Annotated in this window: 26 protein-coding genes and 1 tRNA gene; 11 read left to right on the plus strand and 16 right to left on the minus strand. The window is 63.7% G+C overall.

Annotated elements, in window-relative coordinates; genetic code table 11:
- Positions 1-8 precede the first annotated feature (8 nt).
- Positions 9-506, minus strand: coding sequence for a cupin domain-containing protein (locus ACLM42_RS09015; RefSeq protein ID WP_415398879.1), 498 nt, complete (start codon positions 504-506; stop codon positions 9-11).
- A 33-nt stretch (positions 507-539) separates the two neighbouring features.
- Between ACLM42_RS09015 and ACLM42_RS09020 the strand changes: the two genes are divergently transcribed.
- On the plus strand, positions 540-1013 hold the full coding sequence (locus ACLM42_RS09020) for a nucleoside deaminase (RefSeq protein WP_415398880.1): 474 nt from the start codon (positions 540-542) through the stop codon (positions 1011-1013).
- A 6-nt stretch (positions 1014-1019) separates the two neighbouring features.
- Positions 1020-1751, plus strand: coding sequence for a 16S rRNA (uracil(1498)-N(3))-methyltransferase (locus tag ACLM42_RS09025; RefSeq protein WP_415398881.1), 732 nt, complete (start codon positions 1020-1022; stop codon positions 1749-1751).
- Here the strand turns inward: ACLM42_RS09025 and budA are convergent.
- Together budA and psbA are read right to left on the minus strand one after the other, a co-directional pair.
- Positions 1722-2576: an acetolactate decarboxylase gene (budA, locus tag ACLM42_RS09030; protein WP_415398882.1), complete on the minus strand. Its 855-nt coding sequence runs from the start codon at positions 2574-2576 to the stop codon at positions 1722-1724. The two genes, ACLM42_RS09025 and budA, sit on opposite strands and share 30 nt — an antisense overlap.
- 183 nt (positions 2577-2759) lie before the next feature.
- Entirely contained in the window at positions 2760-3839 is a 1080-nt protein-coding gene (psbA, locus tag ACLM42_RS09035; RefSeq protein ID WP_247909500.1) for a photosystem II q(b) protein, read from the minus strand.
- A 191-nt stretch (positions 3840-4030) separates the two neighbouring features.
- Here psbA and ACLM42_RS09040 point away from each other — a divergent pair, with 191 nt between their 5' ends.
- The gene (locus ACLM42_RS09040) at positions 4031-4345 is read left to right on the plus strand and encodes a hypothetical protein (protein WP_415400160.1); all 315 of its coding nucleotides are present in this window, start codon (positions 4031-4033) and stop codon (positions 4343-4345) included.
- On the opposite strand, the gene ACLM42_RS09045 is transcribed toward ACLM42_RS09040, so the two are convergent.
- Positions 4342-5286, minus strand: a complete 945-nt coding sequence (locus ACLM42_RS09045) for an aspartoacylase (RefSeq protein ID WP_415398883.1) — start codon at positions 5284-5286, stop codon at positions 4342-4344. The two genes, ACLM42_RS09040 and ACLM42_RS09045, sit on opposite strands and share 4 nt — an antisense overlap.
- Positions 5287-5341: 55 nt before the next feature.
- Between ACLM42_RS09045 and ACLM42_RS09050 the strand changes: the two genes are divergently transcribed.
- From ACLM42_RS09050 to ACLM42_RS09060, 3 genes are read left to right on the plus strand one after another with little or no spacing between them, the layout of a single operon-like run.
- On the plus strand, positions 5342-6307 hold the full coding sequence (locus ACLM42_RS09050) for a glutathione S-transferase C-terminal domain-containing protein (protein WP_415398884.1): 966 nt from the start codon (positions 5342-5344) through the stop codon (positions 6305-6307).
- Positions 6304-6945: a DUF2301 domain-containing membrane protein gene (locus ACLM42_RS09055; protein ID WP_415398885.1), complete on the plus strand. Its 642-nt coding sequence runs from the start codon at positions 6304-6306 to the stop codon at positions 6943-6945. The genes ACLM42_RS09050 and ACLM42_RS09055 overlap by 4 nt, the downstream gene beginning before the upstream one ends.
- Positions 6942-8879, plus strand: coding sequence for an ABC-F family ATP-binding cassette domain-containing protein (locus tag ACLM42_RS09060; RefSeq protein WP_247910200.1), 1938 nt, complete (start codon positions 6942-6944; stop codon positions 8877-8879). Before ACLM42_RS09055 ends, ACLM42_RS09060 begins: the two co-directional genes overlap by 4 nt.
- On the opposite strand, the gene ACLM42_RS09065 is transcribed toward ACLM42_RS09060, so the two are convergent.
- Positions 8860-9312: a hypothetical protein gene (locus ACLM42_RS09065; RefSeq protein ID WP_247910199.1), complete on the minus strand. Its 453-nt coding sequence runs from the start codon at positions 9310-9312 to the stop codon at positions 8860-8862. The two genes, ACLM42_RS09060 and ACLM42_RS09065, sit on opposite strands and share 20 nt — an antisense overlap.
- A 200-nt stretch (positions 9313-9512) precedes the next feature.
- Here ACLM42_RS09065 and ACLM42_RS09070 point away from each other — a divergent pair, with 200 nt between their 5' ends.
- Complete coding sequence (locus ACLM42_RS09070) at positions 9513-9731, plus strand: CP12 domain-containing protein (RefSeq protein ID WP_247910198.1); 219 nt, start codon at positions 9513-9515, stop codon at positions 9729-9731.
- A gap of 46 nt (positions 9732-9777) precedes the next feature.
- Here ACLM42_RS09070 and cgtA read toward each other — a convergent pair whose 3' ends face one another.
- On the minus strand, positions 9778-10767 hold the full coding sequence (gene cgtA, locus ACLM42_RS09075) for an Obg family GTPase CgtA (protein WP_247910197.1): 990 nt from the start codon (positions 10765-10767) through the stop codon (positions 9778-9780).
- 39 nt (positions 10768-10806) lie between these two features.
- On the opposite strand from cgtA, the gene ACLM42_RS09080 reads away from it, so the two are divergent.
- Positions 10807-12060: an ABC transporter ATP-binding protein gene (locus tag ACLM42_RS09080; RefSeq protein ID WP_415398886.1), complete on the plus strand. Its 1254-nt coding sequence runs from the start codon at positions 10807-10809 to the stop codon at positions 12058-12060.
- 4 nt (positions 12061-12064) lie between these two features.
- On the opposite strand, the gene ACLM42_RS09085 is transcribed toward ACLM42_RS09080, so the two are convergent.
- Positions 12065-14500, minus strand: coding sequence for an endonuclease MutS2 (locus tag ACLM42_RS09085; protein WP_415398887.1), 2436 nt, complete (start codon positions 14498-14500; stop codon positions 12065-12067).
- Positions 14497-14901 carry a VOC family protein gene (locus ACLM42_RS09090; protein ID WP_415398888.1) on the minus strand — a complete coding sequence of 135 codons (405 nt, stop codon included), beginning with the start codon at positions 14899-14901 and terminating at the stop codon, positions 14497-14499. Before ACLM42_RS09090 ends, ACLM42_RS09085 begins: the two co-directional genes overlap by 4 nt.
- A gap of 83 nt (positions 14902-14984) precedes the next feature.
- On the opposite strand from ACLM42_RS09090, the gene ACLM42_RS09095 reads away from it, so the two are divergent.
- Positions 14985-16550: an MFS transporter gene (locus ACLM42_RS09095; protein ID WP_415398889.1), complete on the plus strand. Its 1566-nt coding sequence runs from the start codon at positions 14985-14987 to the stop codon at positions 16548-16550.
- Between the two features lie 28 nt (positions 16551-16578).
- Positions 16579-17640, plus strand: a complete 1062-nt coding sequence (locus tag ACLM42_RS09100) for an HlyD family secretion protein (protein ID WP_415398890.1) — start codon at positions 16579-16581, stop codon at positions 17638-17640.
- On the opposite strand, the gene ACLM42_RS09105 is transcribed toward ACLM42_RS09100, so the two are convergent.
- The 7 genes from ACLM42_RS09105 to ACLM42_RS09135 all read right to left on the minus strand — a co-directional run bounded on the left by ACLM42_RS09105 (position 17615) and on the right by ACLM42_RS09135 (position 23606).
- A complete protein-coding gene (locus tag ACLM42_RS09105) occupies positions 17615-19276 on the minus strand; it encodes a TolC family protein (protein ID WP_415398891.1) in 1662 nt (553 codons plus the stop codon). The genes ACLM42_RS09100 and ACLM42_RS09105 overlap by 26 nt on opposite strands.
- A gap of 70 nt (positions 19277-19346) precedes the next feature.
- Positions 19347-20348: a porphobilinogen synthase gene (hemB, locus tag ACLM42_RS09110; RefSeq protein WP_415400161.1), complete on the minus strand. Its 1002-nt coding sequence runs from the start codon at positions 20346-20348 to the stop codon at positions 19347-19349.
- 37 nt (positions 20349-20385) lie between these two features.
- On the minus strand, positions 20386-20643 hold the full coding sequence (locus tag ACLM42_RS09115; protein WP_247910190.1) for a hypothetical protein: 258 nt from the start codon (positions 20641-20643) through the stop codon (positions 20386-20388).
- A gap of 83 nt (positions 20644-20726) precedes the next feature.
- Entirely contained in the window at positions 20727-21047 is a 321-nt protein-coding gene (locus ACLM42_RS09120) for a lactate dehydrogenase (RefSeq protein WP_415398892.1), read from the minus strand.
- 275 nt (positions 21048-21322) lie between these two features.
- Positions 21323-22306 (minus strand): tRNA glutamyl-Q(34) synthetase GluQRS, encoded by a 984-nt coding sequence (gluQRS, locus tag ACLM42_RS09125; RefSeq protein WP_415398893.1) that lies wholly within the window; start codon positions 22304-22306, stop codon positions 21323-21325.
- Between the two features lie 94 nt (positions 22307-22400).
- Positions 22401-22676 (minus strand): HU family DNA-binding protein, encoded by a 276-nt coding sequence (locus ACLM42_RS09130; RefSeq protein WP_010315164.1) that lies wholly within the window; start codon positions 22674-22676, stop codon positions 22401-22403.
- A gap of 195 nt (positions 22677-22871) precedes the next feature.
- On the minus strand, positions 22872-23606 hold the full coding sequence (locus tag ACLM42_RS09135; protein WP_415398894.1) for an MBL fold metallo-hydrolase: 735 nt from the start codon (positions 23604-23606) through the stop codon (positions 22872-22874).
- A 56-nt stretch (positions 23607-23662) separates the two neighbouring features.
- Between ACLM42_RS09135 and ACLM42_RS09140 the strand changes: the two genes are divergently transcribed.
- The gene (locus ACLM42_RS09140; protein WP_415398895.1) at positions 23663-25717 is read left to right on the plus strand and encodes a glycogen debranching protein; all 2055 of its coding nucleotides are present in this window, start codon (positions 23663-23665) and stop codon (positions 25715-25717) included.
- Between the two features lie 5 nt (positions 25718-25722).
- Here the strand turns inward: ACLM42_RS09140 and ACLM42_RS09145 are convergent.
- Positions 25723-25793, minus strand: a tRNA-Gly gene (locus ACLM42_RS09145).
- Between the last annotated feature and the right edge of the window lie 70 nt (positions 25794-25863).

The following is a 25863-nucleotide window of genomic DNA, read 5'->3' on the forward strand; positions in this document are numbered from 1 at the left end:
CCTGGGGGCTAGCGATACTCAGCTAGTGCAGCTGCTGGATGTTCAGAGGGCGAAAGTTCACTGAGCATTTGAAAGTCATCAAAGTCAAAACCAGGGGCAACTGCACACACCATCAAGCTCCAACGTCCCAAGCCCCGTGCCGCCTGCCAAACGCCGGCGGGCACCACGACGGTTTGCGCTGACCCCGGCAGAAGACGCCATTCCTGCAGGCCTTCCGGGGCAGGTCCCACCATCAGCAGCGCCAAGGGATCGCCAGCCAGGCAGCACCAACTCTCATCGGCGTGGTTCACCCGATGCCAGCGACTGATCTCCCCTGGCCCCAGCAGAAACAGGATCTGGGTGAAGGCATCACGCTGAGCGCCATCAGCGCGGCGCACCTTCAGGCCGCTGCGGAAGGTCTCGCGATACCAACCACCCTCCGGGTGGGGTTGCAGATCGAGGGCTGCAACGATCTCAGCAACGCTGTGGCGTTCAAGATCCCACTGAGCGAGGTTGTCCTGCGTCATGCCAAAAGCCAAAGCGCGATCCCCTCGCCATGCTTGAGCCAACGGCACGGAGGTGTGATCGATCGCAGCACGATGCAACGTCTCGTCGATGCGGCCCGAGCCGAGGCGGAGCGGGGCTGGAGTGAAGGGGGCATTCCGATCGGTGCTGTCCTGGCCCAAGAGGATGGAACGATCGTGGCCCGCGGGCACAACCAACGGGTCCAAAACGGTGATCCCACCAGCCACGGCGAAACCCAGTGCATCCGCAACGCCGGCCGTCGCCGGGATTGGCGTGAGCTGACCTTGGTCACGACCCTCTCACCCTGTCCGATGTGCGCTGGGACCGCCGTTCTGCTGGGCTTTCGGCGGGTCGTCATCGGCGAACGCACCACCTTTCAAGGGGCTGAGTCCTGGCTCGAGCAGGCCGGCATCGAGGTGAGCTGCCTCGATGATCCAGGCTGCGAGCAGTTGATGCGAACCATGCAGGAGCAGAAGCCTGAGCTCTGGGCCGAAGACATCGGCTGCTGACCGGCCATGAACATCGTCCTGCTGAGACCTGAGGACTGGATTGACGAGCATCGGGTGCGGCTGAAGGACCAGCGGGCCACCCACATCCGCAAGGTGCTTCGCGCCAGTGCAGGGGACACCCTTCGAGTGGGCCGCCTTGGAGGTTCCTGCGGCCAGGGACTGATCGAATCCCTCGATGCCCATGGCGTGGTGCTCAGCACGGTCCTCTCCGAACCACCTCCCCAGCGCCACGCTTTCGATCTGGTGCTGGCCCTGCCCAGGCCGAAGATGCTGCGCCGCATCCTGCGCCAATGCGCGGAGTTCGGGATCAGCCACCTGCACCTGATCCACAGCGCGCGGGTCGAGAAGAGCTACTGGCAGAGCCCCCTGCTCCAGGCCAGCAAGGTGGAGGACGCGCTGCTCGCCGGCATGGAGCGCTCCCGTGACACCATCGCCCCACAGGTTCACCTGCACCCACGCTTCAGGCCCTTCATCGAAGACGAGCTGCCTGGACTGACTGGAGAACGGCCCTGCCTGATCACCGACATGGGCGCCCAGGAGCCCCTCGGGCAGTACGCCGGCACACCAGCACTGGTCATGATCGGGCCGGAAGGAGGCTTTGTTCCCTTCGAGCTGGAGCTCGCCCAAGCCAACGGTGCCCGCCCCGTCCATCTGGGGGAGCGGACCTTGAGTGTGGACACGGCCCTCACCGCGACCCTGGCCCAGGGTTCAGCTGTGCTTGCTCTCCGCCCTGGCTAGGGCCTCAGCGGGATCCCCCTTGAGATCAGCCTCCAGGAAAGCCGGCGTCTCCGGCAGAGCCAGATGCACGTGGTTGTCCATGTGCAGTTGCACCATTAGGTCCTTGGCCTCTAGATCGAGGATGTGACCGCCGTGTTGGTGGTCATCGCTCAGGAGATGGAGGTGATAGCCGGGCACATTGATCGTGCGGGCATAGCTGGGGGTCCAGAACCCCACCAGACTTCCGCGAATGCCGCGCTGGGTGAACTCCGCCTGATGGCTGGTGGCGGTTACCAGATCCGTGCCATGGGCGCTCTTGCAGGCCACGCGGTAGTGGATCCGCTCGAACGTGCCCTCGACCCGAATCGCGCAGAAGAGATTGTCACTGCGGCGCAGCGCATCCAATTGCGCCGTGAGGTCCTCCCAACTGACCACCGACGGCAACGTCGCGGTGCGGTCCGCCGCGAAAAACGTCGTGGCCCAAAAGGGAGCCAAGGCCTCCTCAGGAGCGACCCGCACCGATCCGTCACTGCGGGCCTGCCAGCAGGTGCCGTCGAGCATGATCCCCTCGCCATCAAGACCATCGAAGGTGCCAAGCCCGAAATCCCCGTGGCGCTTGATGTCAGCGACCCGGACACACCCCTGATAGACCCCCTGGACCAGGGCTCCAGACGTGGAGACCTGATAGATCGTGTGGTGATCCACGTCCAGGGTGTCCGCGAGGGAGCGGCGGACGATGTGGCTGACGCTCTCACCGGTTCGGTCCGCCAAGGCGTGCAGCGCATCCCAGAGGCCATCCCCGAGCGTGACGTTCAGGTGGTGACCGCTTGCATGCTGCGTGCTCATCGGAATCTGAACGCAATGAAAGGCCTACGGAAGGGCCATTGCCCTGACCTTGAGCGTCAGCTAAGGATCTCCACGCAAAATTCAGGGTTCCAACAACAAAAAGCCCCCACCTTGCGGTGGGGGCTTCTGATTCAACCGTCCTCGAGGTTCGAGTAGAAGCTGAATCGTTGGTGGGGTTCAGCCTCAGCCGATGGCGGGAGCTTGCAGAGCCACAGGAGTGGACTCAGCAGCAGCCAGGTCGAGGGGGAAGTTGTGAGCGTTGCGCTCGTGCATCACTTCCATACCGAGGTTGGCGCGGTTCAGCACGTCAGCCCAGGTGTTCAGCACACGACCCTGGGAATCCAGGATCGACTGGTTGAAGTTGAAGCCGTTCAGGTTGAACGCCATGGTGCTCACGCCCAGGGCGGTGAACCAGATGCCAACCACAGGCCAGGCAGCCAGGAAGAAGTGCAGGCTGCGGCTGTTGTTGAAGGAGGCGTATTGGAAGATCAGGCGACCGAAGTAACCGTGGGCAGCCACGATGTTGTAGGTCTCTTCCTCTTGGCCGAACTTGTAGCCGTAGTTCTGGGACTCGCTCTCGGTGGTTTCACGCACCAGGGAGGAGGTCACCAGGGAGCCGTGCATGGCGGAGAACAGGGAACCACCGAAGACACCAGCCACACCAAGCATGTGGAAGGGGTGCATCAGGATGTTGTGCTCAGCCTGGAACACCAGCATGTAGTTGAAGGTGCCGGAGATGCCGAGGGGCATGGCGTCCGAGAAGGAGCCCTGACCGAAGGGATACACCAGGAACACAGCGGAAGCAGCAGCCACGGGTGCGCTGTAAGCAACGCAGATCCAGGGGCGCATGCCGAGGCGGTAGGAGAGTTCCCACTCACGACCCATGTAGGCGTAGATGCCGATGAGGAAGTGGAAAACAACCAGCTGGAAAGGACCGCCGTTGTACAGCCACTCGTCGAGGCTGGCAGCTTCCCAGATGGGATAGAAGTGCAGACCAATGGCGTTGCTGCTGGGGATAACAGCGCCAGAGATGATGTTGTTGCCGTAGATCAGGGAGCCGGCAACAGGCTCACGGATGCCGTCGATGTCGACGGGGGGTGCTGCCACGAAGGCAACGATGAAGCAGATGGTGGCGGCCAGCAGGCAGGGAATCATCAGAACGCCGAACCAACCCACATAGAGGCGGTTGTCGGTGCTGGTGACCCACTCGCAGAACTGGTTCCACGCAGAAGCGCCTTGGCGCTGCTGGATGGTGGTCGTCATGAGTACGGGAAAGAAAGGCCTCAACGGACTAGCCGTTGGAGCGGTAGTTAGGGCGACCCATACGGGCTGCCCGAGCGAATGTAAAGGAAGTTTGCGCGCTTTGTAAAGGGATCTTGCGCAGCGCCCTCATCCAGGCGGGTAGCCAAGCCCCAAAACCGCTGCTAGGAGTCGCCTGTCACACCCTCAGCGTCATGCGCCTACCCCTGCTGCTGCTTGCTGCCGCTCTCGTGCTGCCGGGCTGCCAATGGGGAGAACGGCCCACCAACTCAGCCGAGAACGAACGCCTGAATCGACTGGAACTGCGCCTGCAGCAATTGGAGCAAAGGCAAGCCAATCCCGGCGGGGCGGACACCAGCGACCCCACCGGCAAAGCCCCGGCCGGTCCGGTCAAGTCGCTGACTTTCCGAACCGACAGCGCCGATGACCGTCTGCGGATCTATTGGGCTGACGGAAGCACCAGCGACCTGCCCTGCACCAAGGAACAGGGCACCTGGGCCTGCGGTTAGGCCGCCGTCAGCGCCTGCAAGGCTTGAAGCCAGGCAGCATCACTGGACCAGCGCTCCCGGCGACAAAGGCTGAAGGCAATGCCTTTCTCGCCGTAAGCCGCTTCATTGATAAAGACAGGCCAATGGGCCTCTGCAGGGAAGCCCAGGGCATCGGGATCGAAGCGCCAGTCAGCCGGACAACCCTTCAAAGCAGGGTTCCAGAAGAGGGGCTGCCCGAGCCGCAGCGGCTTCCAGTCCTGCCGCTCCAAGGCCGGATGCACACAAGCGATGGCCTCCCCAGTCCCGTCCCGGGGTAGATCAACGCTGCCGCAATGGCGGTAGACCTGAAGCCCAGCGGGCAGGCGAAGCACTCCGGAAGCCGCCTCGGCCAAGACCGCCAAGGCCGCCTCAAGGGCCAGCTGGGTTTGGCGAAGGATGGAGGCACTGAGCAGTCCTTGGGCCACGGGGCCCACTTCAATCACCAGACCGCAGGGCCAACGCTCCACCAGGAAGCCGGTCTGAGCCGCATCCGCCTCATGCAGATAAATCGGTAAACCCAGGCGCCCCTGGATCCCCGCCGCCAGAGCTAAGTCGGCAGGACGGCGTCCGTAGACCACCAGCGAATTCCCCATGCCACTGGTGGTGCTGTGCAGATCAATCGCCACTGCACAGGGATTGGGGCCCGTCGGCGCGAACTCCGCCAGCAGCTCCCGCGCTCGCTGCATCTCCAACTGCTGGAGGGCGGGATTGGCGAGCAGATCTGGGGCAAAGCAGCGGTTGAGATCGCGATCGATGTAGCGGCGATTCGCCCCAAGGGCCACTGGGTTACCCAGGACCAACTGCACAGGCAGTCCAGCGCGATTCAGGGCCTGGGGCTCGCTCCGCCATCGCTCGAGCAAGGCCGGAGCATTGCGCTCATTGCCATGGGTGCCCGCCACCACCAACACCTGAGCCCGACCCATCCCCTGTTCTCCAGCCCGCAGCTGCGCCAGCCTGGCAGAAGTGTTCCGAACCTCCATGGCCATCCCCCCTGCCGTTGTGGCAGCGGCCCGAACCGGCTGGCATTGGCAGTGGCAGCAGCTGATGGGCGGCCTGGGTCCCGCCGATCCCGAGGGGAACTACAGGCGTCCGGCTGGGGCGTTTGTAGCCAAACCCGAGCTTCCTCAATCGGCCGGAGAGCCGGGCGCCCACGTGCTGATCGTGGGCCGAAGCTGCCCCTGGGCCCATCGGGCTTGGCTCGTCAGGCAGCTCAGGCAGCTGCAGCAGAGCATTGATCTGCTGGTGGTGGAGCCTGACCCCAAGGCAGGGCGCTGGCGCTTCAGTACGCCCTTTCGCGGTTGCCAGACCCTCCAGGAGCTCTACCGAGCCGCAGGGGCAGACCCCAACCAACGGGCGACTGTGCCTGTCCTGGTCGAGCGCCACTCCGGAGCTGTGGTGGTGGGAGAAAGCGCTCGCCTGATGGAGCTGCTGAACAGTTGGCCTGCCCCCAAAGGAGTGCTGGACCTGGAGCCAACCAGCCACGCTCGAGCCATCAAGGATTGGCGCGAGCGACTGCAGTACAGCGTCAATGACGGGGTCTACCGCTGCGGATTTGCCAGGAACCAAGGGGCCTACGACCGTGCTGAATCGGCGCTGTTTCAGACCCTGGCCGAGGCGGAAGCCACCCTCTCTGGCCCCAACGCCTCGCCCTGGCTCTGCGCCGAGACCCCGACCCTGGCGGATGTCCAGCTCTTCCCCACCTTGATCCGCCTGGAATTGGTCTACGCCCCACTCTTTGGGGTCAGCCGCCAGCCGCTCTGGCAATTCCCAGGGCTCTGGCGCTGGCGGCAACGCTTCTTCGCTCTCTCTGGTGTGGCCGAGACCTGCTGCGATCAGGCTTGGCGCGAGGACTACTTCGGCGCCTTGTTTCCCCTCAATCCTTCGGGGATCGTGCCTGCAGGCCCGGCCCTGGCCACACTGGTGGAAGGAACCGTTTCAGCATGAGCGCCCCAGCCGATCCGGTCTTTGAAGGTGTCTATGGCACCTACAGCATTACGGAGACGGACCGCCGCGAGGTCCTGGGGTACCGGCTGGCCCTCTTCGCCGCCGCGGTGGCCCAAGCCGCGCTCTTGATCCAATGGCAGCAGCTGGGAGGGGCCTGGATCTGGCCCTGGCTCCTCCCCCTGGCCGCGGGGGTTGGCCTGGCCCTGCGCTGGATTCACATCTACCTGCGTCCGCTGCACCGTGCCCTGCAGTGGTTGTGGCTGGTGGGATGCGTGGGCTTTCTGGCCTTGCTCCTTAGCGCCGGTCCTCAGGGCATGGCGGAAACACTGACCATGGACAGCCGTTGGATCTGGGCGGTGGGGCCGTTCTTTGCCGCCCTCGCGGGAATCGGCTTCAAGGAATTCTTCTGCTTCCGCCGCCCTGAGGCCATCGGCGTGACGTTGCTCCTGCCGATGGCGCTACTGGGGCGCCTCAGCGGCCTCCTGAGCCCCGAAGTCACGGCGACGTTGCTGGCGATCGAAGCCGCTCTACTGCTGGTGCTGACCCTGCGGAAATTCCCGATGGATGCCGCGGCCGATGTGGGCGACAAAAGCGTGTTTGCTTATCTGGAAGCGCAGCGGCATTCCCCCAACCTGTGAGCCTGATCAGCCTGGTGGATGTCCGTAAGGACTTCGGCATCCGCACCCTCTTCGACGGGCTGACCCTGCACATCGGCGAGCGGGAGCGCCTGGGACTGATCGGCCCCAATGGCGCTGGTAAGTCCACCTTGATGCGTGTCCTGGCCGGGCTTGAGCCCACCGGCGGAGGCAGCCGCCGGGTTCTGCCACAAGCCCGGATCGTCCTGGTGAGCCAGGAGCCGGAGATGGATCCGCAGCGGAGTGTCCTCGAGCAGGTCTTCGCCAACAGCGGCGAGAAGATGCAACTGCTGCGCCGCTACACCGAAGTCAGCGAGGCTCTGGCCGCCGCCCACGAGCTAGGCGAGGACGATGCCGCCTTGCTGGCGGAGCTGGGCCAACTCAATGGACGGATGGACCAAAGCCAAGCCTGGGGCTTGGAGCAGCAAATCCGCGAAGTCCTGCAACAGCTCGGAATCGGCGACACCCAACGGCGGGTCGGGGATCTTTCCGGTGGTTACCGCAAACGCCTAGCGCTGGCCGCTGCCCTGGTGGCCGACCCCGATGTCCTGCTGCTGGACGAGCCCACCAACCATCTCGACGCCGACTGCATCCAATGGCTCCAGGGCTATCTGCAGCGCTTCAGCGGATCCCTGGTCCTGATCACCCACGACCGCTATGTCCTTGATCAGGTGACCAACCGGATCGTGGAGGTGGACCGCGGCGAGGCCCGCAACTACAGCGGCAACTACGCCTTTTACCTCGCCCGTAAAAGCGAGGAAGAAGCGGCAGCTGCCGCCAGCGAAGCGAAATTCAAAGGCGTTCTGCGGCGCGAGCTGGAGTGGCTCAAGCGGGGGCCCAAAGCGCGAAGCACCAAACAAAAAGCGCGGATCCAACGGATCGAGGCGATGCAGGAGGCCCCCAAGCGCCAAACCAAGGGGGACCTGAGCCTGACCAGCAACCAACGGCGACTGGGGAAGCGTGCGATCGAAGCCGAGGACGTGCTGGTCTGGGCCAGTGAGGAGGCCCAGACCAGCGGCCAGACACCACTGCTTCGGGACTTCAGCTACGACTTCAGCCCTGAGGATCGGATCGGAATCATCGGGCCGAATGGCTCCGGCAAATCAACCCTCCTGGATCTCATTGCCGGTCGACGCACCCCCCAAGGCGGACGGGTGGAGCTGGGCACCACGGTGAAGCTCGCCTACTTCGACCAGCACAGCCACGCCGTGCTCGATCAGATCGATGCCGCCGGCCGGGAGCGAAAGGTCATTGACGTCGTCAAAGAGGCCGCCAGCAGCGTCGAGCTTGATGGATCCACCCTGAGCGCCTCCCAGTTGCTGGAGCGGTTTCTCTTCCCTCCCGCACAACAACACCAACCCGTCAGCAAGCTCTCAGGTGGCGAGCGCCGCCGACTGCACCTCTGTCGCCTGCTGATCGAGGCTCCCAACGTTCTGCTGCTCGATGAGCCCACCAACGACCTGGACGTCCAGACCCTGACGGTGCTTGAGGATTTCTTGGAGGACTTCCGCGGCTGTGTCGTCGTGGTGTCCCACGACCGCTACTTCCTTGATCGCACCGTCGATCGGCTCTTCAGCTTCGAGGACGGCCAGCTGCAGCGCTTTGAGGGCAACTACAGCAGTTATCTCGAGCGGCAATCCGCCAGTCGACCAGCAACAGCCACTCCAGCACCAACGCCCCCCAAGGAGGAACCTGCGCCCAAGGCCAAGCCAGCGAAGGTCAGGCGCCGCAGCTTTAAGGAGAACCGTGAACTCGAGCAGCTCGACACGAACCTCCCCCTCTGGGAGGTCCGCAAGGAGGAGCTCGAAACACTCCTCGCTGCGGGCGGCAGTGATTACGCCGCCCTCGAGGCCCTGAGCGAAGAGCTCTCCGGCCTCTTGGAGAACATCGCCACAGGCGAAGAACGCTGGCTCGAACTCAGCGAGATGCCCGGATAGAGGCGCTACTGCGCCGGCGGCGATGGGCGTGGGGGAGGAGCTCCGCTGCTCCGCGGGATGGCCTTGCACTGAGATCGCATCGCATCAGTGGAGCGCCCTGACCCAACCAGGGCTGCTGGCGGCAGCGGCCAGAGCGGGCCTCGGCCTCCTTCATCGCCGTTGGCTTGTAATCACTCAGGCTGCGCTGCAGGGCCATCTCATCACCCATGTGCCGCAGGTAAAGATCCAAGGTCCACTGGATCTGGTTGTGCTCAAAGGCCTCGCAGGCAGCCTGCAACGAATGAAAGCGCTGACTGACCAACCCGGTCGGGGAGCATTGCTTCCACTCCAGGGTGTCTTCAAAGGTCAGACCATCGCGCCACTGCCTCTGCTCGGAGAGGTAACAGTGATGGTCAGGGCCGTTGATCCAGAACAAACGACCGGACTCGTCCATGAAGTGACGATCATGTCGCTGCGTGATCCGCGCCATCTCGAAGTCCTTCACTAGCCCTCTGCTAGCCAGAGCTCTCCCATCCGGCCGCGAAGAAAAGCCAAAGACGAAATCAGCAGCCGATCACAAATGGCTCCGTATCCGCCAGACACCCCGTAAGGTGTGCCCGACGTCGAGCAGCCTGATCTCTCCGGCCTCATTCAATGAACACGATCGACGAGCACATCGCTAAGGACAAAAGCGAGATCGAAGCAGCCAAAGCTGCTGGTGATCAAAGCAAGGTGCGTCACCTCGAGGACGAAGTGAAGGGCCTCGAGGAATACAAGAACCACCATCCAGACGAAAAGAAAGACCCCAGCCCCATGGAGGTCTATTGCGACCTGAACCCCGACGCGCCTGAGTGCCTCGTCTACGACGACTGAGCCTCAAAGCTTCGGACGTGAGCCAGGGCACCTTGGTGTTCCTGGCTCACACCCCCAGCTCTTTCCAAACACGCGACAAGAGCTGATCCAAGTTTTTCGATGTCGCAGCTGAGACATCCAGCACCGGTTGGCCGCAGTGGTCGCTAACCAGCTGAATGCGCTCCTTCAGTTCGTCATCCAGCAGCAACTCTGTTTTGTTGAGAGCCACCAAGCAGGGTCGCTCATCCAACCCATTGCCATAGGCGGCCAGCTCCTGCTGCACCACCTGGAAGTCTCTCAATACATCCTCTGAGCTGGCATCAACAAGATGGATCAGCAGGCGGGTGCGCTGGATGTGGCGCAGGAAATCATGACCGAGACCGGCGCCCTGGGCGGCCCCCGCGATCAAGCCGGGGATATCAGCAAAAACAGTGCCATCGCCGCTGGGGCGCCGCACCACCCCCAGGTTGGGAACCAGGGTGGTGAACGGGTAATCGGCAATCTTCGGCCGAGCCGAGGAGAGGACTGAGATCAGCGTGCTCTTGCCGGCGTTGGGCAAGCCAATGATTCCCACCTCTGCCAACAACTTCAGCTCCAGCTGAAGCAGCCACTCCTCTCCATCGCGACCCTCGGTGAATTTCTCCGGAGCACGATTGCGGTTACTCAGGTAATGGGCATTGCCGAGGCCGCCGCGGCCACCGACGGCCACAAGCAGGCGCTCACCCTTCTCTGTGAGGTCTCCCAACAGGATGTGGGTGCGGGAATCGCGCACCTCCGTTCCACAGGGCACCTTGATCACCAGGGGTGAACCACTGGCCCCCGTGGCCTTGTTGGGTCCTCCGCGACGACCATCGTCAGCGGCGAACAGGCGCTTGTATTTGAAATCCAGAAGGGTTTGCAGGTTGGGGTCGGCCTCCAGCCACACATCCCCACCCCGACCGCCATCGCCACCGGAGGGACCACCGGCGGGGACGTACTTCTCACGGCGAAAAGCGGCAATCCCATCGCCGCCGCGTCCTGCCTGCAGTGAGATCCGAGCCTGATCAATGAATTGCATTTGACCAACCCTAAGATCGGGCCGCCGTGAGGCCGGTTCTTGGCAGAGGTTCGCTTCCAGCAGGTCAGCAAGACCTACCCACCGCGACGAGGCGGTGCGGCGGTCGAGGTGCTGCGACAGCTGGATCTCTCCATCCGTGATGGTGAGTTTTTGGTCCTCGTGGGCCCTTCCGGCTGCGGCAAAAGCACCTTGCTACGCCTCCTCGCTGGACTGGAGAGCCCCACCGGCGGCGAGATCGTCGTGGGGGGGCGCCAGGTCACCCATCTGCGGCCCTCCCAGCGGGATGTGGCGATGGTGTTTCAGAGCTACGCCCTCTATCCCCACCTGAGCGTGGCGGACAACATCGGCTTTGGCCTGCGGCGCCAGCGCCAACGGACGACCGTTCAGCAGATCCAAGACAGCCTGCATCGAGCGGGGCGAACCCTGCCCCAGGCCCTGCGGGTTCCCTCGAGCAGGGAGCAACGGATTGAGGGGCGCATCCAGGAGGTCGCGAGCACCCTCGAGCTGGAGCATCTGCTGGATCGGATGCCCAAGGAACTCTCCGGCGGTCAAAAACAACGGGTGGCCCTCGGCCGCGCCATCGCCCGCCAGCCCTCCGTCTTTCTGATGGATGAGCCGCTGAGCAATCTGGATGCCAAGTTGCGCACGGGAACCCGTGCGCAGATCGTCGAACTACAGCGCCGACTGGGAACCACAACGGTCTATGTGACCCACGACCAGGTGGAGGCGATGACCATGGGCCACCGGATTGCTGTCTTGAACCGCGGTTCTCTGCAGCAACTCGGGACGCCAACGGAGCTCTATCAATGGCCCAGCAACCTGTTTGTGGCGCAATTCATCGGCAGCCCGGCGATGAATCTGCTGCCCATCACCGTTGCGGGCAAAGGCCAGCTCCAACTCGGGAACCGGCGCTTCCTCCCCGAAGGCCCCAGTGGGGAGGCCCTGTTGCACTGGCAGGACGCTGGGGGCAGCGAGACCCTCACCGGCGGCCTGCGGGCTGAACACCTGCGCTTGGCCCCAGCCACGAACCGCAACCTGCCGGCCGAGGTGTGCCACGTGGAGGGGCTGGGGAACGAACAATTGCTCACCTGCCGTCTGGAGGAGGGAAGCCACCTGGTCCAGCTGCGGGCTGAACCCAGCGAGCGCCTGACCCCAGGGGAGACCGTTCACTTGGAGATCGATCCGAAGGGCTGGCGGTTCTTTGACGCCAACGGGGAGGCCATCCCGATGGCGCCCGAGCCGATCGCCGAACCCGCCGCGGGCCCCGAGCCCGTGCTGCCGTCCCTGGGTTAGGGCGTTACTTCACCCAGATCACACTGCAGCCCTGGCCGCCATCGCCCTGGGCGGCATCGGTGACCCGCTCCACATAGGGAACGCTGGAGAGCCATTCCCTCAGACCTCTCTTGAGCTTGCCGGTCCCGATTCCGTGGATCACCCAAACCGGGCCATTGGCTCCGCGCAGGTGTTCCTCCACGGCGGCCTCGGCTTCATGCACCCGCATCCCCCGCACATCAATGGTGTTGCGCTCGGTGCGCACCTCCGGCCCCCGGCTGGCGGGATTGCGGCGACTGCGGATCGCCACCTGGGCCTCGGGCGGAGCCGGCTTCTCACCCTGCAGCCCCTCAATGGCGGAGAGCTCAAGGTTGAGGCGCATCACCCCACAGCGGACGCTGAGCTCGCGGCCGCCTTCACTGAGGGAGAGGACCTCGCCCGCCTTGCCCAGGGAGAGGACCCGAACGCGATCGCCAACCTTGGGGAGCCAACCCTTGTGGTCCCGGCGCTCGGGTAGCGGGCGATGCTGCTGCTCGAGCTGCTTGAGCTTTTGCCCAGCCCGACGCGCTGATTCTCCAAGTTCGCTGCTGTCATGGCCGCGGCCATGACGCAGGCGCCGAATGATGCGGCGCACCTCCTTTTGGCCATCGCGGATCGAGCGCTCCAGTTGCTGTCGACGCTGCTCCTGGAGCTCTGCGCTCTGCTCCTTCTGCTGCTGCCAGCGCTGCAGGAGCTCTTCGTGCAGCAGCTCGGTGCGGGCCAGCAGCGAAGCCGCCTCTTCCGCCGCGTCCTGCTGCCGTTGCCGTTGGCTTTCCAGCCCGGCAATGACCTGATTGAGCTCTCCCTCTCCCCGGGGGGCGAGCAGGGCCTGCGCGGCCTCCAAGACGCTGCCGTCCAAGCCCAGTCGCGTGGCAATGGCCAGGGCGTTGCTGCGCCCCGGGATCCCCCATTGCAGGTGATAGGTCGGCGAGAGGCTCTCGACATCGAAGGCGACGGAGGCGTTCTCAAAGCGCGGGTCGTCGTACTTCAGCGCTTTGAGCTCCCCGAAGTGGGTCGTGGCGATCGTTAACCGGGCACGGTCCGCCAATTGCTTGAGCAGGGCGATGGCCAGCGCGGTTCCCTCGGTGGGATCAGTACCGGCCCCCACCTCATCGAGGAGCACCAGCTGGGCTCCGGGCTGGGTCGCTAGATCACTGCCGGCGGCAGGCAGGGCCTCGAGAATCCGAGCGATTCGGCGCACATGGCCACTGAAGGTGGAGAGGTTCTGCTGCAGCGACTGCTCGTCGCCAATGTCAGCGAGGACCTGCTGACACCAGGGCAACCGCGGAGACCCCTTGCAGGGCAAGAACAGGCCGGCCCGCGCCATGAGCACCGCCAGGCCCACACTTTTCAGGGTCACCGTCTTGCCACCGGTGTTGGGACCGGTGATCGCCACCACCCGAAGGCTGGTGTCCACGCGAACGCTGACGGGAACGACCGTTTGGCCGCCTTGGCGGCGTTCTTGCCAGAGCAAGAGGGGATGACGCAGGCCTTCCAGCTGAAGCGGAGCCAGGGGATCCGCTTCCAGCTCGGGTCGCACCGCCCCCAGCCAGGCGCTGTAGCGGGCCCGGGCCAAGGCCAGATCCAACTGAATCAGAACCTGCTGAAGGTGTTCGAGCGCCGGCTGCTCTTCCCCTACCAAGGCGCTGAGTTCTCGGAGAACCGCCCGTTCTGCCTCGCGCTCCTCCCCTTCGAGTTGACGGATCCGATTGCCCAGGGGAATCACCGCCTGAGGCTCAATGAAGACAGTGTTCCCCGAGGCGGAACTGTCATGCACAAGGCCTGGCAACTGACTGCCGACACCAGCCTTGACCGCCAGGACCGGCCGACCATTGCGCTCAGCCACCACGTTGTCTTGCAGCAGCGCGGCGTAGCGGCGAATCAGCTCATTGAGACGATCACGGCGTTCCATCCGCACCGACGCCAGCTGGCGGCGCAGTCCGGAGAGGGGAGGGCTGGCGCGATCTGCCACCCGCCCTCCGTCTTCAATGCAGAAGCGCAGGCGCTGCTCCAGCTCCGGGAGGGTGCGCAGGGGCTCCACCAGGGCTGTCGTCACCGGCCGGAGCTCAGGATCATCGATCTGACGACGCAGGCGCCGGGCCGCCGCCAAGGTTGTGGCCACGGCCAAGAGGTCATCACCGCTCGCCACGCCCCCCTTGGCACAGAGCTGCAGGGTGTGGTCCAGATCAGCGGCCCCCTGAAAGCTCAGCCCCCCTTCGATCAGACCATCGAGCGCTAGCAGCTCGGTCGTCTCAGCCAACCAGCCCACACTCTGCTGGCGGGTCTTGGCCAGGGGCAGCCGGGCCGCCACCAAGCGACCGGCACTGGTGCTGGCAAAGCTGGAGACGTGCTGGGCGAGGCGCGGCCACTCCAGCAGATCCAGAGCCTCCTGTTGGATTGGGGCGTGCAGCTCAGCCGTCACGAGTAGGTCAGAGGAATCGGCTCAGCTCCGATATTGGAGGGCAGCCCTCCGGCGGGCTCATAGAGCATCTCCAACCAGTTCCCCTCTGGATCCTGCATGTAGAAGGAGGCCGTGCCGTCGCGGTGGTCATGGACCGGGCCGCAGGCGTGCCCCTTCGCCAGCAGCTGCTCACGCACCTGGTCCACTTCGGAGCGGTTCTGGACGTGAAAAGCGAAGTGGGGGCCCGCTGCCTTGTAGTCCGGGCTGAGCAGAGCGATGCCCTCTCCGGTGGGCCACTGGACGTAGCACCAGTCGTCGGCTTCCCAGGTCAGCCGCAGACCTAAGTCGAGATAAAAGCGCTTGGCCCGCTCCATGTCCTGCACCCGCAGGGCGACATGGCCAAGGCGATGGGAGACGGCCATGGCATCCGTTGGCATTAGCTCCATTCTCTGTCGTGCAGGCCCCGGATGGCGTGGCAACACTGGGCGAGCACCGATCGACCCCCTTGACCAGCAGCCTCTGGGCCACCAATCGCGGGGTGGTGGCGATCTGCTTTCTGGCGCTGGAGCTGGTGTTTTTCTCCACCGACTCCATCGGTGTGCCCGCCCACATGTATGTCAGCGGCGATGTGGGAGGCACGCCTTATCTCGCGGTTTGGTTTCAAGTGGCCTTTCTGGTGCCAGCCGCCTTGATCATGCCCCTTTTGGGCAGCCTGAAAGAGCGGGTCGGGGCCAAGGCCATCGCCACGGTTGGGCCTGGGGTCTTCGGCATCGCCTGCCTGCTCAGCTCCGTCGCGACCGATCCGCAGCTGTTCATCGCGATGCGCGTACTGCAGGGACTCGGAGCCGGGGTGATCCCGGCGGCAGCAGGGGGCTACCTGGGCGGGCAACTGGGGGAGAAATACACGCCCATGGGCAAGGGATTGGTGGCTCTGGCCTTGGTGACGGGCTCCACCATCGGCATTCCACTCTCAGCCTTCGTCACCTGGTATCTCAGTTGGCGGACGCTCTACGCCGGTCTGGGCCTGGCGGCCCTGGCCGCAGTCGCCGTGATCCTGCGGTTGATGCCCGCGACCCCGGGCGACCCGAAAGCGGAGATCGACTGGCTGGGCTATGGGCTGATGGCCGGTGGCTTTGGGCTCCTGAGCCTCTCGCTGGTGGTGGGGAACCAACGGGAGTGGTTCAGCAGCGGGATCTATGTGGTGATGCTCTGGAGCTCATTGCTGTTGCTCGGGCTCTTTGGCTGGCGCGTGGCCACGGTCCCCAAACTGATCAACCTCAAGATCTTTCAGGACATCAATTACTGCGTGAGCGCCGTGAACCTGAGCTCCGTGATGTTCTTTCTGTTCATGGTCTTTGCGATCGTCCCGCGCTTCTTGATGGTTGTCGTCAACAACACCATTGAGAACTACGCCTGGTCCTTTCTGCCCTTTGTCGTTGCGGCGGTCCTCACGGGCCTGATGGTCACTCCGGGGGCCAGCCCCCATCTCATTGCCGCCACCATCCCCGCCAAAAAGAAACTCTGCTCGGCAGCGATCTTCACCTTTGCGTTGACGGCGCTCTGGATGGCTTACACCTCAGCCCAGCAGAGCAACAACAACGTCACCCTGCAATTGATCCTGGTGGGGATCTGCTTTGCCCTGATCAATTGCCTCGAGATTCAGATGTCGTTCTCGACGATGCCGTCGGAACTGATGACCAGCGCCAGCTCCGTGCTGTTCTTCTGCACGAACATCTCCAAGGCCCTCTCTGGCGGTGTGAGTTCCGCCATCCGCACCGTCAGCACCCAAGGCAGTTGGGAACGGTTTCGAGAACAGATCTACGGATCCAACTGGGGGCTGGAGACCTTCCAAGAACCCTTGAACGGGCATCCCATGGGGATCAGCGGCAACCTCTGGTCCCAAGGCTCCCTCGAGGTGCTCAACAAAGCCATCGCCCAACAGGCCGAAGTGGTGAACTTCATCAACATCGCCACCATGGTGGGGCTCGTCCTGCTGGTGCTCTGCGTGCTGCCCCAGCTCCACCGAAGCCCCCAGGCCACAGCACCAGCCAAAACGAAGGAACAGCCCTAGCCTCCGCAAATAGTGAGGCGAGCCGGGCGTGAGCGCATCAGCGGCACAACCCGCAGGGGAGAGCAAGGTCGTCAGCGCTGAAGAGGCTGCCCGCAAAAAACAGCGCACCCGCCTGATCGCCGGTGGGGCCATCGGGCTGGTGGCGACCAGCCTCGCCTCGTACTTCATCCACGGCTACTTCTTCCCCTACACCGACGACGCCTATGTCCACGCCTACACAGTGACCGTCTCTCCCTACGTGGAGGGCTACATCAAAACGGTCAATACTGAGCCCAATGCCTTCGTGAAAGAGGGGCAGCTGCTCTATGAGATCGTCCCGCTTCCCTTTCAACTGAGTGTCGATCAACAACAGCATCAACTCGATGCCGCCATCGCCCAGAAAGAAGCCCTTGAGCAACAGCGCCTTCAGGCCAAGCAAGCCCTAAAGGACCAACAGGCCAGCCAATGGCTGATTGACCTGAACCAGCAGCGTTACGCCTACCTCCAACAGCAACAGGTGGTCTCCTTAGAGAAGGAGCAGGAATTTCAAGCCGCGAAACTCGAAGCACGGGCCAAGGTCAAGGGCGCCAACCTCGACATCAGCCGATTGGAGAAACAGATCGGTGAGCAGGAAGCCAACATCCGCGCCCTCAGAGCCGCGCTGGGCAACGCCAAGGTCAACTTGAACTACACCCGCTACTACGCGCCGATGGACGGATATGTCAGCAACAACTTCTCGATTCGCACTGGTCAATATGTCAAACCAGGTCAGGCCATGTTCACCCTCGTGGACAACAACCACTGGTGGGTGGACGCCAACTATCTCGAGACCCAAATCCACCGGATCCGCGATGGGATGCCCGCCAAGGTGCAGCTCGACATGTATCCGGGGGTGACCTTCAAGGGCCGGGTCATCAACATCAGCTCGGGCAGTGGCGCCTACTACTCCCTGCTGCCGCCACAGAACGCGACGGGCAACTGGGTGAAGGTGCCGCAGCGCTTCCCGGTGCGAATCCTGATGGAGCAGAACAGCCGCCACCCCCTGCGTGCGGGAGCGACCTCCCATGCGACGGTGAACACGCTGATCAATCCTGCGCGGCCGACAAAGTGATCGGCAAGCTCACCGGCGCATCAAGCGTGGTGGGAACAGGCAACAACTCCCGCAGCAACTGGGCATAGCTGACATTGGCCAAGGTCATCGCTTCGGCCTGCTGCTCCATGGCCGTCGTCAGTGACCGAATCGTGTCCGCCAGGTCGGTGTAATCCGCCAGGCCGAACTCAAAGCGGGCGCGACTATCGCGGTAGGCCTCACGAGCGGCCCTAAAGGAGGCATTCGCCGCAATGATCTGGCTGAGGGCGGCGCGATGGTCGTAATAAGCCGATTCGAGGCGTTGGCGAATCGCATTGCGCTCGGCCGCCTCCATTTGCAGGGTGCGCCCCGCCGCCGCGCGGCTCGCAGCCACCGCACCAGAGGTGATGCCTGCATCGAAGAGGCGCCAATTGAGCCTCACCCCAGCGGCCCATTCCCCACTCTGCGCATTCAGACCTGGGATGTAGGCCGGACCCTTGCAGCAGCCCTGCAGATCCACCAAGGGCGAGGTGGACTGGGCCGCCAGGTAGCCACCCGTAGCAAACAACCCGAGCCGCGGCAGCAACTCTGCAGCCCGGCGATCCGCCTGACGCAGCAACGCTGTGCGGGCTGATTGCAGGGCCTCGAGCTGGGGGTTGTCCTGGAAGCCTCGGACGATGGTCTGTTGCAGGTCCAACGGCCAGGGCGGCTGGAGGCGGACGGCCTCACTCGCCTCCAGGGTGATCTGGAAGGGGGTATTGACCAGATTGCTCAGGCGCCGCTGCTGACCCAGCCGCAGGGCGTCGGCCTGCTGCAGGCGAAAGCGACTCTGCTGAAGCATCGCCTCAGCCCGCAAGAGATCCACCCGGGGCACCAGGCCAGCGATCTTCATCGCCATGACCTGGTCGTAGATGACGGTGTCGTTGTCGACGACGACCTGACGAATGCGGCGCAACTGGTCAGCCAGTTGCAGCTGGTAGTAGGCCTCACTCACATTGAGCTGCAGCTGCCGCAGGCGGTTGCCGTAGCGCTGCTGGGAGGCCTGGAGCTCCGCCTTGACTTCAGCGAGGGCAGCGTTGCGCTCGAAGCTCAGCAGCTCGTAGTCGAGCTGAAGCAGGGCAAATCCATCCCCGACATTGGTCTGGGTGCGCGCCCACCCGCCTGTGGGGACATAGAAGGCGGAATCAACTCCGTAAATGCTCTCGTTGCCCTGCCAGGCGAGGCTGCCCACCTTCTGCTGGCTGTAGCCGCCGCCAAGGTTCAGTCCCAGGATCGGGTAGAGCCGACCACGGACCGACTTCAACCAGCCCTGCTGCTCCTGCACGCGGGCGATCTGCTCCTGCAACACCGGATCGTTCTGCACCGCCACAGCGATGACCTGCTGGAGATCCAGCCGCAGCCGCTGCTCAACGGCAACGGCTTCCACTTGGGCCGGCAAGGCTCCGGGCGGGGGGGGGCGCAGCTGTTGCAGCAGCTCTGGGGTGACCTGGGCGGCGGGAACATCCGCTGGGGCGAGCTTCAGGACCCCATCCAGGCGATCGAGGTCCCGGGCATAGGCCTCAAAACTCTTGACCAGCGGCAGCAGCGCCGGCGGGATGTTTTGTTCCCGCGCACCAGCACAGACCGGCAGGAGAACGGCAATGGCGAGCAGAAGGTGGCGTAACGCGCGCAGCCCCATCGCGGCAGCCCGCGGTCAACGCGATAACCCTAGGGAGGTTGCCCCGACGTGCTTGCGATCAGAGCCGGCTTCAGCCCTGGCGCATCCACTCAGCTGCATCACAGGCGTGATACGTGAGGATCAGGTCAGCACCAGCGCGCTTGAAGCAAAGAAGGGTTTCGAGCACCACGGCACGCTCATCAATCCAGCCCTTCTCGGCGGCCGCCTTGACCATGGCGTACTCGCCACTGACGTTGTAAGCCGCAATCGGCAATTCACTCTCCTCCCGGAGGCGGTGAATGATGTCGAGGTAGGCCAGACCGGGCTTGACCATCATGATGTCGGCGCCCTCTTGCTCATCGAGCTGGGCCTCGGTGATGGCTTCGCGGGCGTTGGCCGGATCCATCTGATAGGTGGACTTGTCCTTGGGGATGGGCTTGCTGGCCACAGCGCGTGGTGCTGAATCCAGGGCTTCGCGGAAGGGGCCGTAGTACGCCGAGGCGTATTTCGCCGTATAGCTAATGATGCCGACGTGCTCGAAGCCTTCCTCATCGAGGGCTTCGCGGATGGCGCCGACACGGCCATCCATCATGTCGCTGGGACCAATCAGATCAGCACCAGCGCGGGCTTGAGCGACGGCCTGTTTACAGAGGATCGCCACGGTTTCGTCGTTCAGCACCACCCCTTCACCGCTGACGATCCCGTCATGGCCGTCGCAGGAATAGGGGTCCAGGGCGACGTCGGTCATGATCGCCATCCCGGGATGGACCTCCTTCAGGCGGCGGATCGCCCGGGGAATCAGTCCTCCTTCGTTAAAGCACTCGGCCCCGTCTTCAGTCTTCAGGCCATCGGCCACCTTGGGGAAGAGGACCACGCAACGGATCCCCAGCTCCCAGGCACGACCGACTTCCTGAACCAGCCCATCAAGGCTCCAACGCTGACAGCCGGGCATGGCGCCGATCGGCTCATTGCTGGCCCCCTCGTGAACAAACAGTGGATAGATGAAATCGGCGGGGCTGAGGGAGGTCTCCCGCACCATGGCCCGCAGGGCAGGGGAACGGCGCAGGCGGCGGGGGCGGTAGGTGAGCTCCATCAGGGGCTGGCTCAGCGAACTCAAGATGCGGCGGATCCTACGGAGCCTCCTCGAGTTTCACCACATCGAGGGGACCGCGGCCTTCTGCATTGAGTTCCTGGGCAGCCCCCACGGCCACCTCATGCACATGAAACTGATGGGCCTCAGCGGCAGAGCTCACCACGACCAAGGATTGACCATCCGTCCCGATCGCCAAAAAGCCCTGGCCGTCGACCAAGCGCAGCACATAGCGCTCAGGGTGCAGGCCATTGCGGCCGTGCTCTGGATCGAGATTCGGCGACCAAAAGTGCAGCACGACCCGTTCGCCACAGAATCACCCCAAATCTAGAGAGCTCGGCGGGGGCTCACTGGTCTGAGCGTTGTCTCAGCTGGGGCTCATCAGGTTTCGTTCCCGCCAAACATGTCGTCATAGCCCTGGTAGGGGTCAAATTCAGCCCAGCCGGGACTGGCTTCATTGAAGAGGCCGTAGCGGGCCGCCTCGTCATCCAAAAGGGTGTTTCCCGTCGGCCGGGTATCGCAGGTCACCCCTCCATCGGGCGTGGGCTGGCAGTCATCGAAGACCACCCCAGAGCGGGCCAAAGCAGGGAAGAAACAACAGGTCAGAACGAGCAGAGCGCCTGAGAGGATGGGCGCCGCTTGCGCCTTCGCCGCGATGTACACCGACTGGACCTCCGTTGCTCTGCTCTTGCTGACTGCCACACCCTTGTTGGTGGTTGTCGCGACTGCAGCGTTCTTCATCTGGCGGCAGAAGTCGAAGCGCTGATCAACAGAAGAGTGCCCTGGCCCACGCACTGCAAGCAGGTGCGATAGCCGGCAGCTTGGGTGCGCTGAATCCCGCTGCCACCACAACTGGGACAGGGCTGAGAACCCTGTTTCTCAGTCCTGTCCCCCCGCTCCTCGGACCTGGCCATGGGCCGCTCCTAGTGATGGGTTCACTTTGGTCGCGGCAAGGGGGTTCGATCCCGAAGGGATCATTAAGACTCGACCCCAAAAGACACGACCTGGGGCTGGCGCAAGAGCCGCCGCAGGCGCTCCAACTGACTCTGCTGCAGAAGCTCTTCAGCGCTGAGCTTGGCTCCCGCGGGCACCAGCTCCAATGAGGCAGCCAGGCGGCCGATCGCAACATCTGGGCTCAGGCCTTGGTCCTGCCAAAGCGCGAGCCCCAGCCCCCCGTCTCTTTTGGACAAGCGCTGGCCCTGGGCATCCATCCAGAGGGGGAGGTGCCAGTAACGCGGCGGATCGACGCCCAGTTGTTCAAGAACAGCGACCTGAGGACCCGTGGCCGGCCAAAGATCAAGACCACGGACGACATCAGTGATACCCAGGGCCCACTCATCCACCGCGGTCGCCAGGTGATACGCCAAGAAGCCGTCAGCCCGGCGCAGGACCACATCACCCACCTCCCTAAGAGCGTCTAAGCAGCCCTCAGGGCCCAGCTGCTCCTGCCACTGGAGCGAGCCCGGCTCCAAACGCAGACGCCAGCTCGGCAGCCGTCGATCCTTCAGGCCCCAATGCGGAGTGAGGGATCTGCAGAAACCGGGATAGACCCCCGATCGGCCGTGGGGAGCTGAGACATCAGCCAACATCCGGCGGCTGCAACGGCAGGGATACAACTGACCGCTACGACGCAGCGCCGACAGGACAGAGGCGTAGAGACCGCGACGCTCGCTTTGGCGCAGCACCGGGCCATCCCAGAACAAACCCAGCCAGCGCAGGTCGTCTTGAATGCTGGCCTCAGCGCCCGGACGATTGCGCGGAGTATCGAGATCGTCGATCCGCAGCAACCACTCCCCGCCCTGCAGCCGGGTGATCAACCACGAGAGCAAGGCCGTGCGGAGGTTGCCCAGGTGCAGTCGCCCCGTGGGGGAGGGCGCGTAGCGACCCCGGCGAGCCGTTGCCCGCAGATCAGCAACCTCGGCCTGCAGGGTCCTGAGGTGGGTGGGTAGCAAGGCGGACATGGACAAGCGCTAGGACCCCAACACGCGAAAGGGCGACCCGAAGGTCGCCCTCTGCTCTACGCCGCGTGAGACGGGCGTAGACGTAGCTGCTGGATCAGCCTTGAACGCGATCCTTGAACAGCTTGCCGGCGGTGAAGGCAGGGACGCGCTTGGCAGGAATTTTGATCTTCTGGCCGGTCTTGGGGTTCAGGCCTTGACGGGCAGAACGCTCGCGGGGCTCAAAGGAGCCGAAGCCCAGGATCGACACTTTTTTGCCTTCGACAACCGAATCGATGATGGTGTCGATAGCCGCGTCGACCACCTGGGCCACGTCGGTCTTGGTCAACTCGGTGCGAGCAGCCACGAGATTGACGAGGTCAGCTTTGTTCATCGGGATGGAAGCCTCTGGGCTCAGTAGCAGCAGGGCGGAGTGATAAAGCCCCGCCACCACTGGTTTCAGCGCGCCAATGGTATGGGGGTTGGCAAGGGGCGGCAACCTCAAAACCCCTTTTCCCATACCGTTTTTGCCACATTTGCTGCCGAAATCAGCGCTTTCGGGCGGTTTTGTGCCCCCGCGAGCAGCCCGCTAGATGGGTTCTTGGCACCGCAGGGCAGCCCAGTCCAGGGCCTCCAACTGCTTCTGAACATCGGCAATCAACGCCTCTCCGCGCAGCGCTCCCAAGCCAGCCCCACTGGCCAAGCCAACGGGAGTGGAACGCGGCAACCAGAGCTGCAAGGCCTCAAGGCTGCGCAACCAGCGGCTCCAATGAAACGATCGGCGGGTGCGCAACGGACGGGCCTCACCCGCAGCAACGGGACTGAGCAGCCGCCCGCTGAACAACAACGGCCCGCCATGGAACGCCGTATCGGCAAGCAGCACGGCACTACCGGGGGTAGGACCAGGGGTCCAGCGCAGGCTGTAACCGCGGCCCAGGCAGTGCTCTGACGCGAAGGGCTCGAGTCCGGTCACGGTAGGTAACAGGTAGGCCTCCTGCTCCTGCAGAGAGACCGGCCACTGCAGCTCTTCTTGAAAACGTCGGGTGCGGCCATGGCCGTCACGGCTGGTCAACACCATGCGGCCTGGGCCGCGCTGCTGGAGGAAAGCGAGGTTGGCCTGGTTCAGACCCGGGCAGTCGATCAGAAGGCCGGAGCATTCCGGCAATTCCGGGGTCTCAAGCCACCAGGCTGAGCCCCCGAGGGTGTCGCGGTTGGGGGCAAACAACCAGAGGTTTTCCAACACCTGGCGAGGCGGACGCCCTTCTGGCAAGGGCTCGGCAAAGACCGAACCGGATGCAGCCAGCTTGGGGTTCTCCTCACTCATGGCAGGCCACATCCGCTCGACCACCTTTAGCTTGTGGCAGCAGCCCGCAGGATCCGTTGGCTTCGATCCACCTCGGACAGCCCTGGCCCCTTGGGGCGCAAGCCACACCCAGGGGGGTGAACTTTTCACTGGCCGCCCCCAGTGCAAGCCGGATTGAACTGCTGCTGTTTCGCGATGGGAGCGCCAGCGAACCGGAGCAGACGATTGAGCTCCACAGCGCGCACCGCTCCGGCGACATCTGGCATGTCGAGGTGGAGGGCGTCGGCATCGGCTGCTGCTACGCCTACCGGGTCTTTGGCCCCCTTCAACCGGGCCAACACGGGTACAACCCCTCGAAGTTGCTCTTGGATCCCTGCGCCCGTGCCATCGCGGGGTGGGACGTCTACAAGCGTGTCGATGCCCTCGGAGGAATGCCGAACACGGCGAAGTGCCTCAAGGGGGTCGTCACCGAACGAGATCGCTTTGATTTCCGCGCTGCTCCGAGACCGCGCCACAGCTGGCAGCGAACCCTCATCTATGAATTGCACGTGGGGGGCTTCAGCCGCGGCCAGGGCAGCCCCGTCAGTCAGGAGGCGCAGGGGACCTATCTGGGATTAATCGAACTGATTCCCTACCTCAAGGGACTAGGGATCACGACGATCGAACTGCTGCCGGTGATGGCCTTCGATCCCCATGACGCTCCCGAGGGGCGGATGAACTACTGGGGCTACAGCCCCCTGAGTTGGCTGGCACCCCATCACGGCTACCAGCAGGGAGACGATCCACTGCAGATCCGCCATCAGGTGCGTCAACTGGTGACCGCGTGCCATCAGGCCGGTCTCGAGGTGCTGGTGGATGTGGTTTACAACCACACCTGCGAGGGCAACCAGGCGGGCCCCACCCTGAGCTGGCGCGGGATCGATGATCGGCTCTACTACCACCAGAACGCCAAAGGCGACTACATGGATGTCAGCGGCTGCGGCAACTCCATCGCCGCGAACCGCCCTCTGGTGCGGCGCTTGATTCTGGAATCCATGCGCTGTTGGGCCCTAGAGCTCGGGGTCGATGGCTTCCGCTTCGACCTCGGCATCGCCCTGAGCCGCGGTGAAGAGCTCGCTCCGCTGGACAAACCTCCGCTGTTTGAAGAGATCGAAGCCGATCCAGAGCTCTCGGATCTGAAGCTGGTCAGCGAACCATGGGACTGTGGCGGGCTCTATCGCCTGGCTGATTTTCCAGCGAGGCGCATCGGCAGCTGGAACGGTCGCTTCCGCGATGACGTCCGACGCTTCTGGAAAGGGGATGAGAAAAGTTGCTGGGCGATGGGACAACGGCTGAGCGGAAGTCCCGATCTCTTCGGCGGTCAGCCGGCGGTCCTGGGGCGCAGCATCACCTTCCTGACCGCCCATGACGGCTACACCCTGAATGATCTAGTGAGCTACGGCGGTAAGCACAACCTTGCCAACGGCGAGGACAACCGCGACGGGGATAACCACAACAACAATTGGAATCACGGCGCCGAGGGGCCCTGCAGTGATCCCGAGATCCAGGCCCTGAGAAATCGGCAAGTGCGCAACCTGCTGGCCACGCTGCTGCTCTCCCCTGGGGTGCCGATGCTGCTCATGGGCGATGAAGTGCGCCGCAGCCAAGGCGGGAACAACAACACCTGGTGCCAGAACAACATCCTCGGTTGGATGCATTGGATGCCGGACGCTGAGGATCTCGCTCTAAAAGAGTTCCTTCAGCGCCTGATTCAGATCCGCCACAGGTGGGCTGATTTATTCAATCCGGAGGTGCCCCACGCCGAAGCCAAGTCCACTCGCTTCGATCAGCCAGGACATCTCATTCGGCAGTGGCACGGTCCCAAGCTCGGACAACCGGATTGGGCTAGCTGGTCCCACACCCTGGCCTGGAGCCTGAATGATGGCCAGCGCGGCCCCCTGGTCTGGTGCGGCATGAACGCCTACTCCGAGGACCTGAGCTTCGAAGTCCCCAAGGGCAGTAGCGGTTGGCTCCAACTCATCAACACCGCTGAAGCCGATGCCGCGCCAGCGGACCCCCAACCCTGGAGCGGTTCAGCCCAGACCTTGAGAAGCCGCAGCTTGGTGCTCTTGGTGGAGCAAAGCTGCTCCTAGAGAAAAGCGGGCTGCGGGAATCGAACCCGCATCATCAGCTTGGAAGGCTGAGGTTTTACCACTAAACTAAGCCCGCAGCAGTACAAACGCACTAGAAGCGTCTGATGCTGAATGCCAGCGGAACGGGTTTCGCGCTGACTGGAGCA

The organism is Synechococcus sp. W4D4, assembly GCF_047716805.1.
Classification (GTDB): Bacteria; Cyanobacteriota; Cyanobacteriia; order PCC-6307; family Cyanobiaceae; genus Vulcanococcus.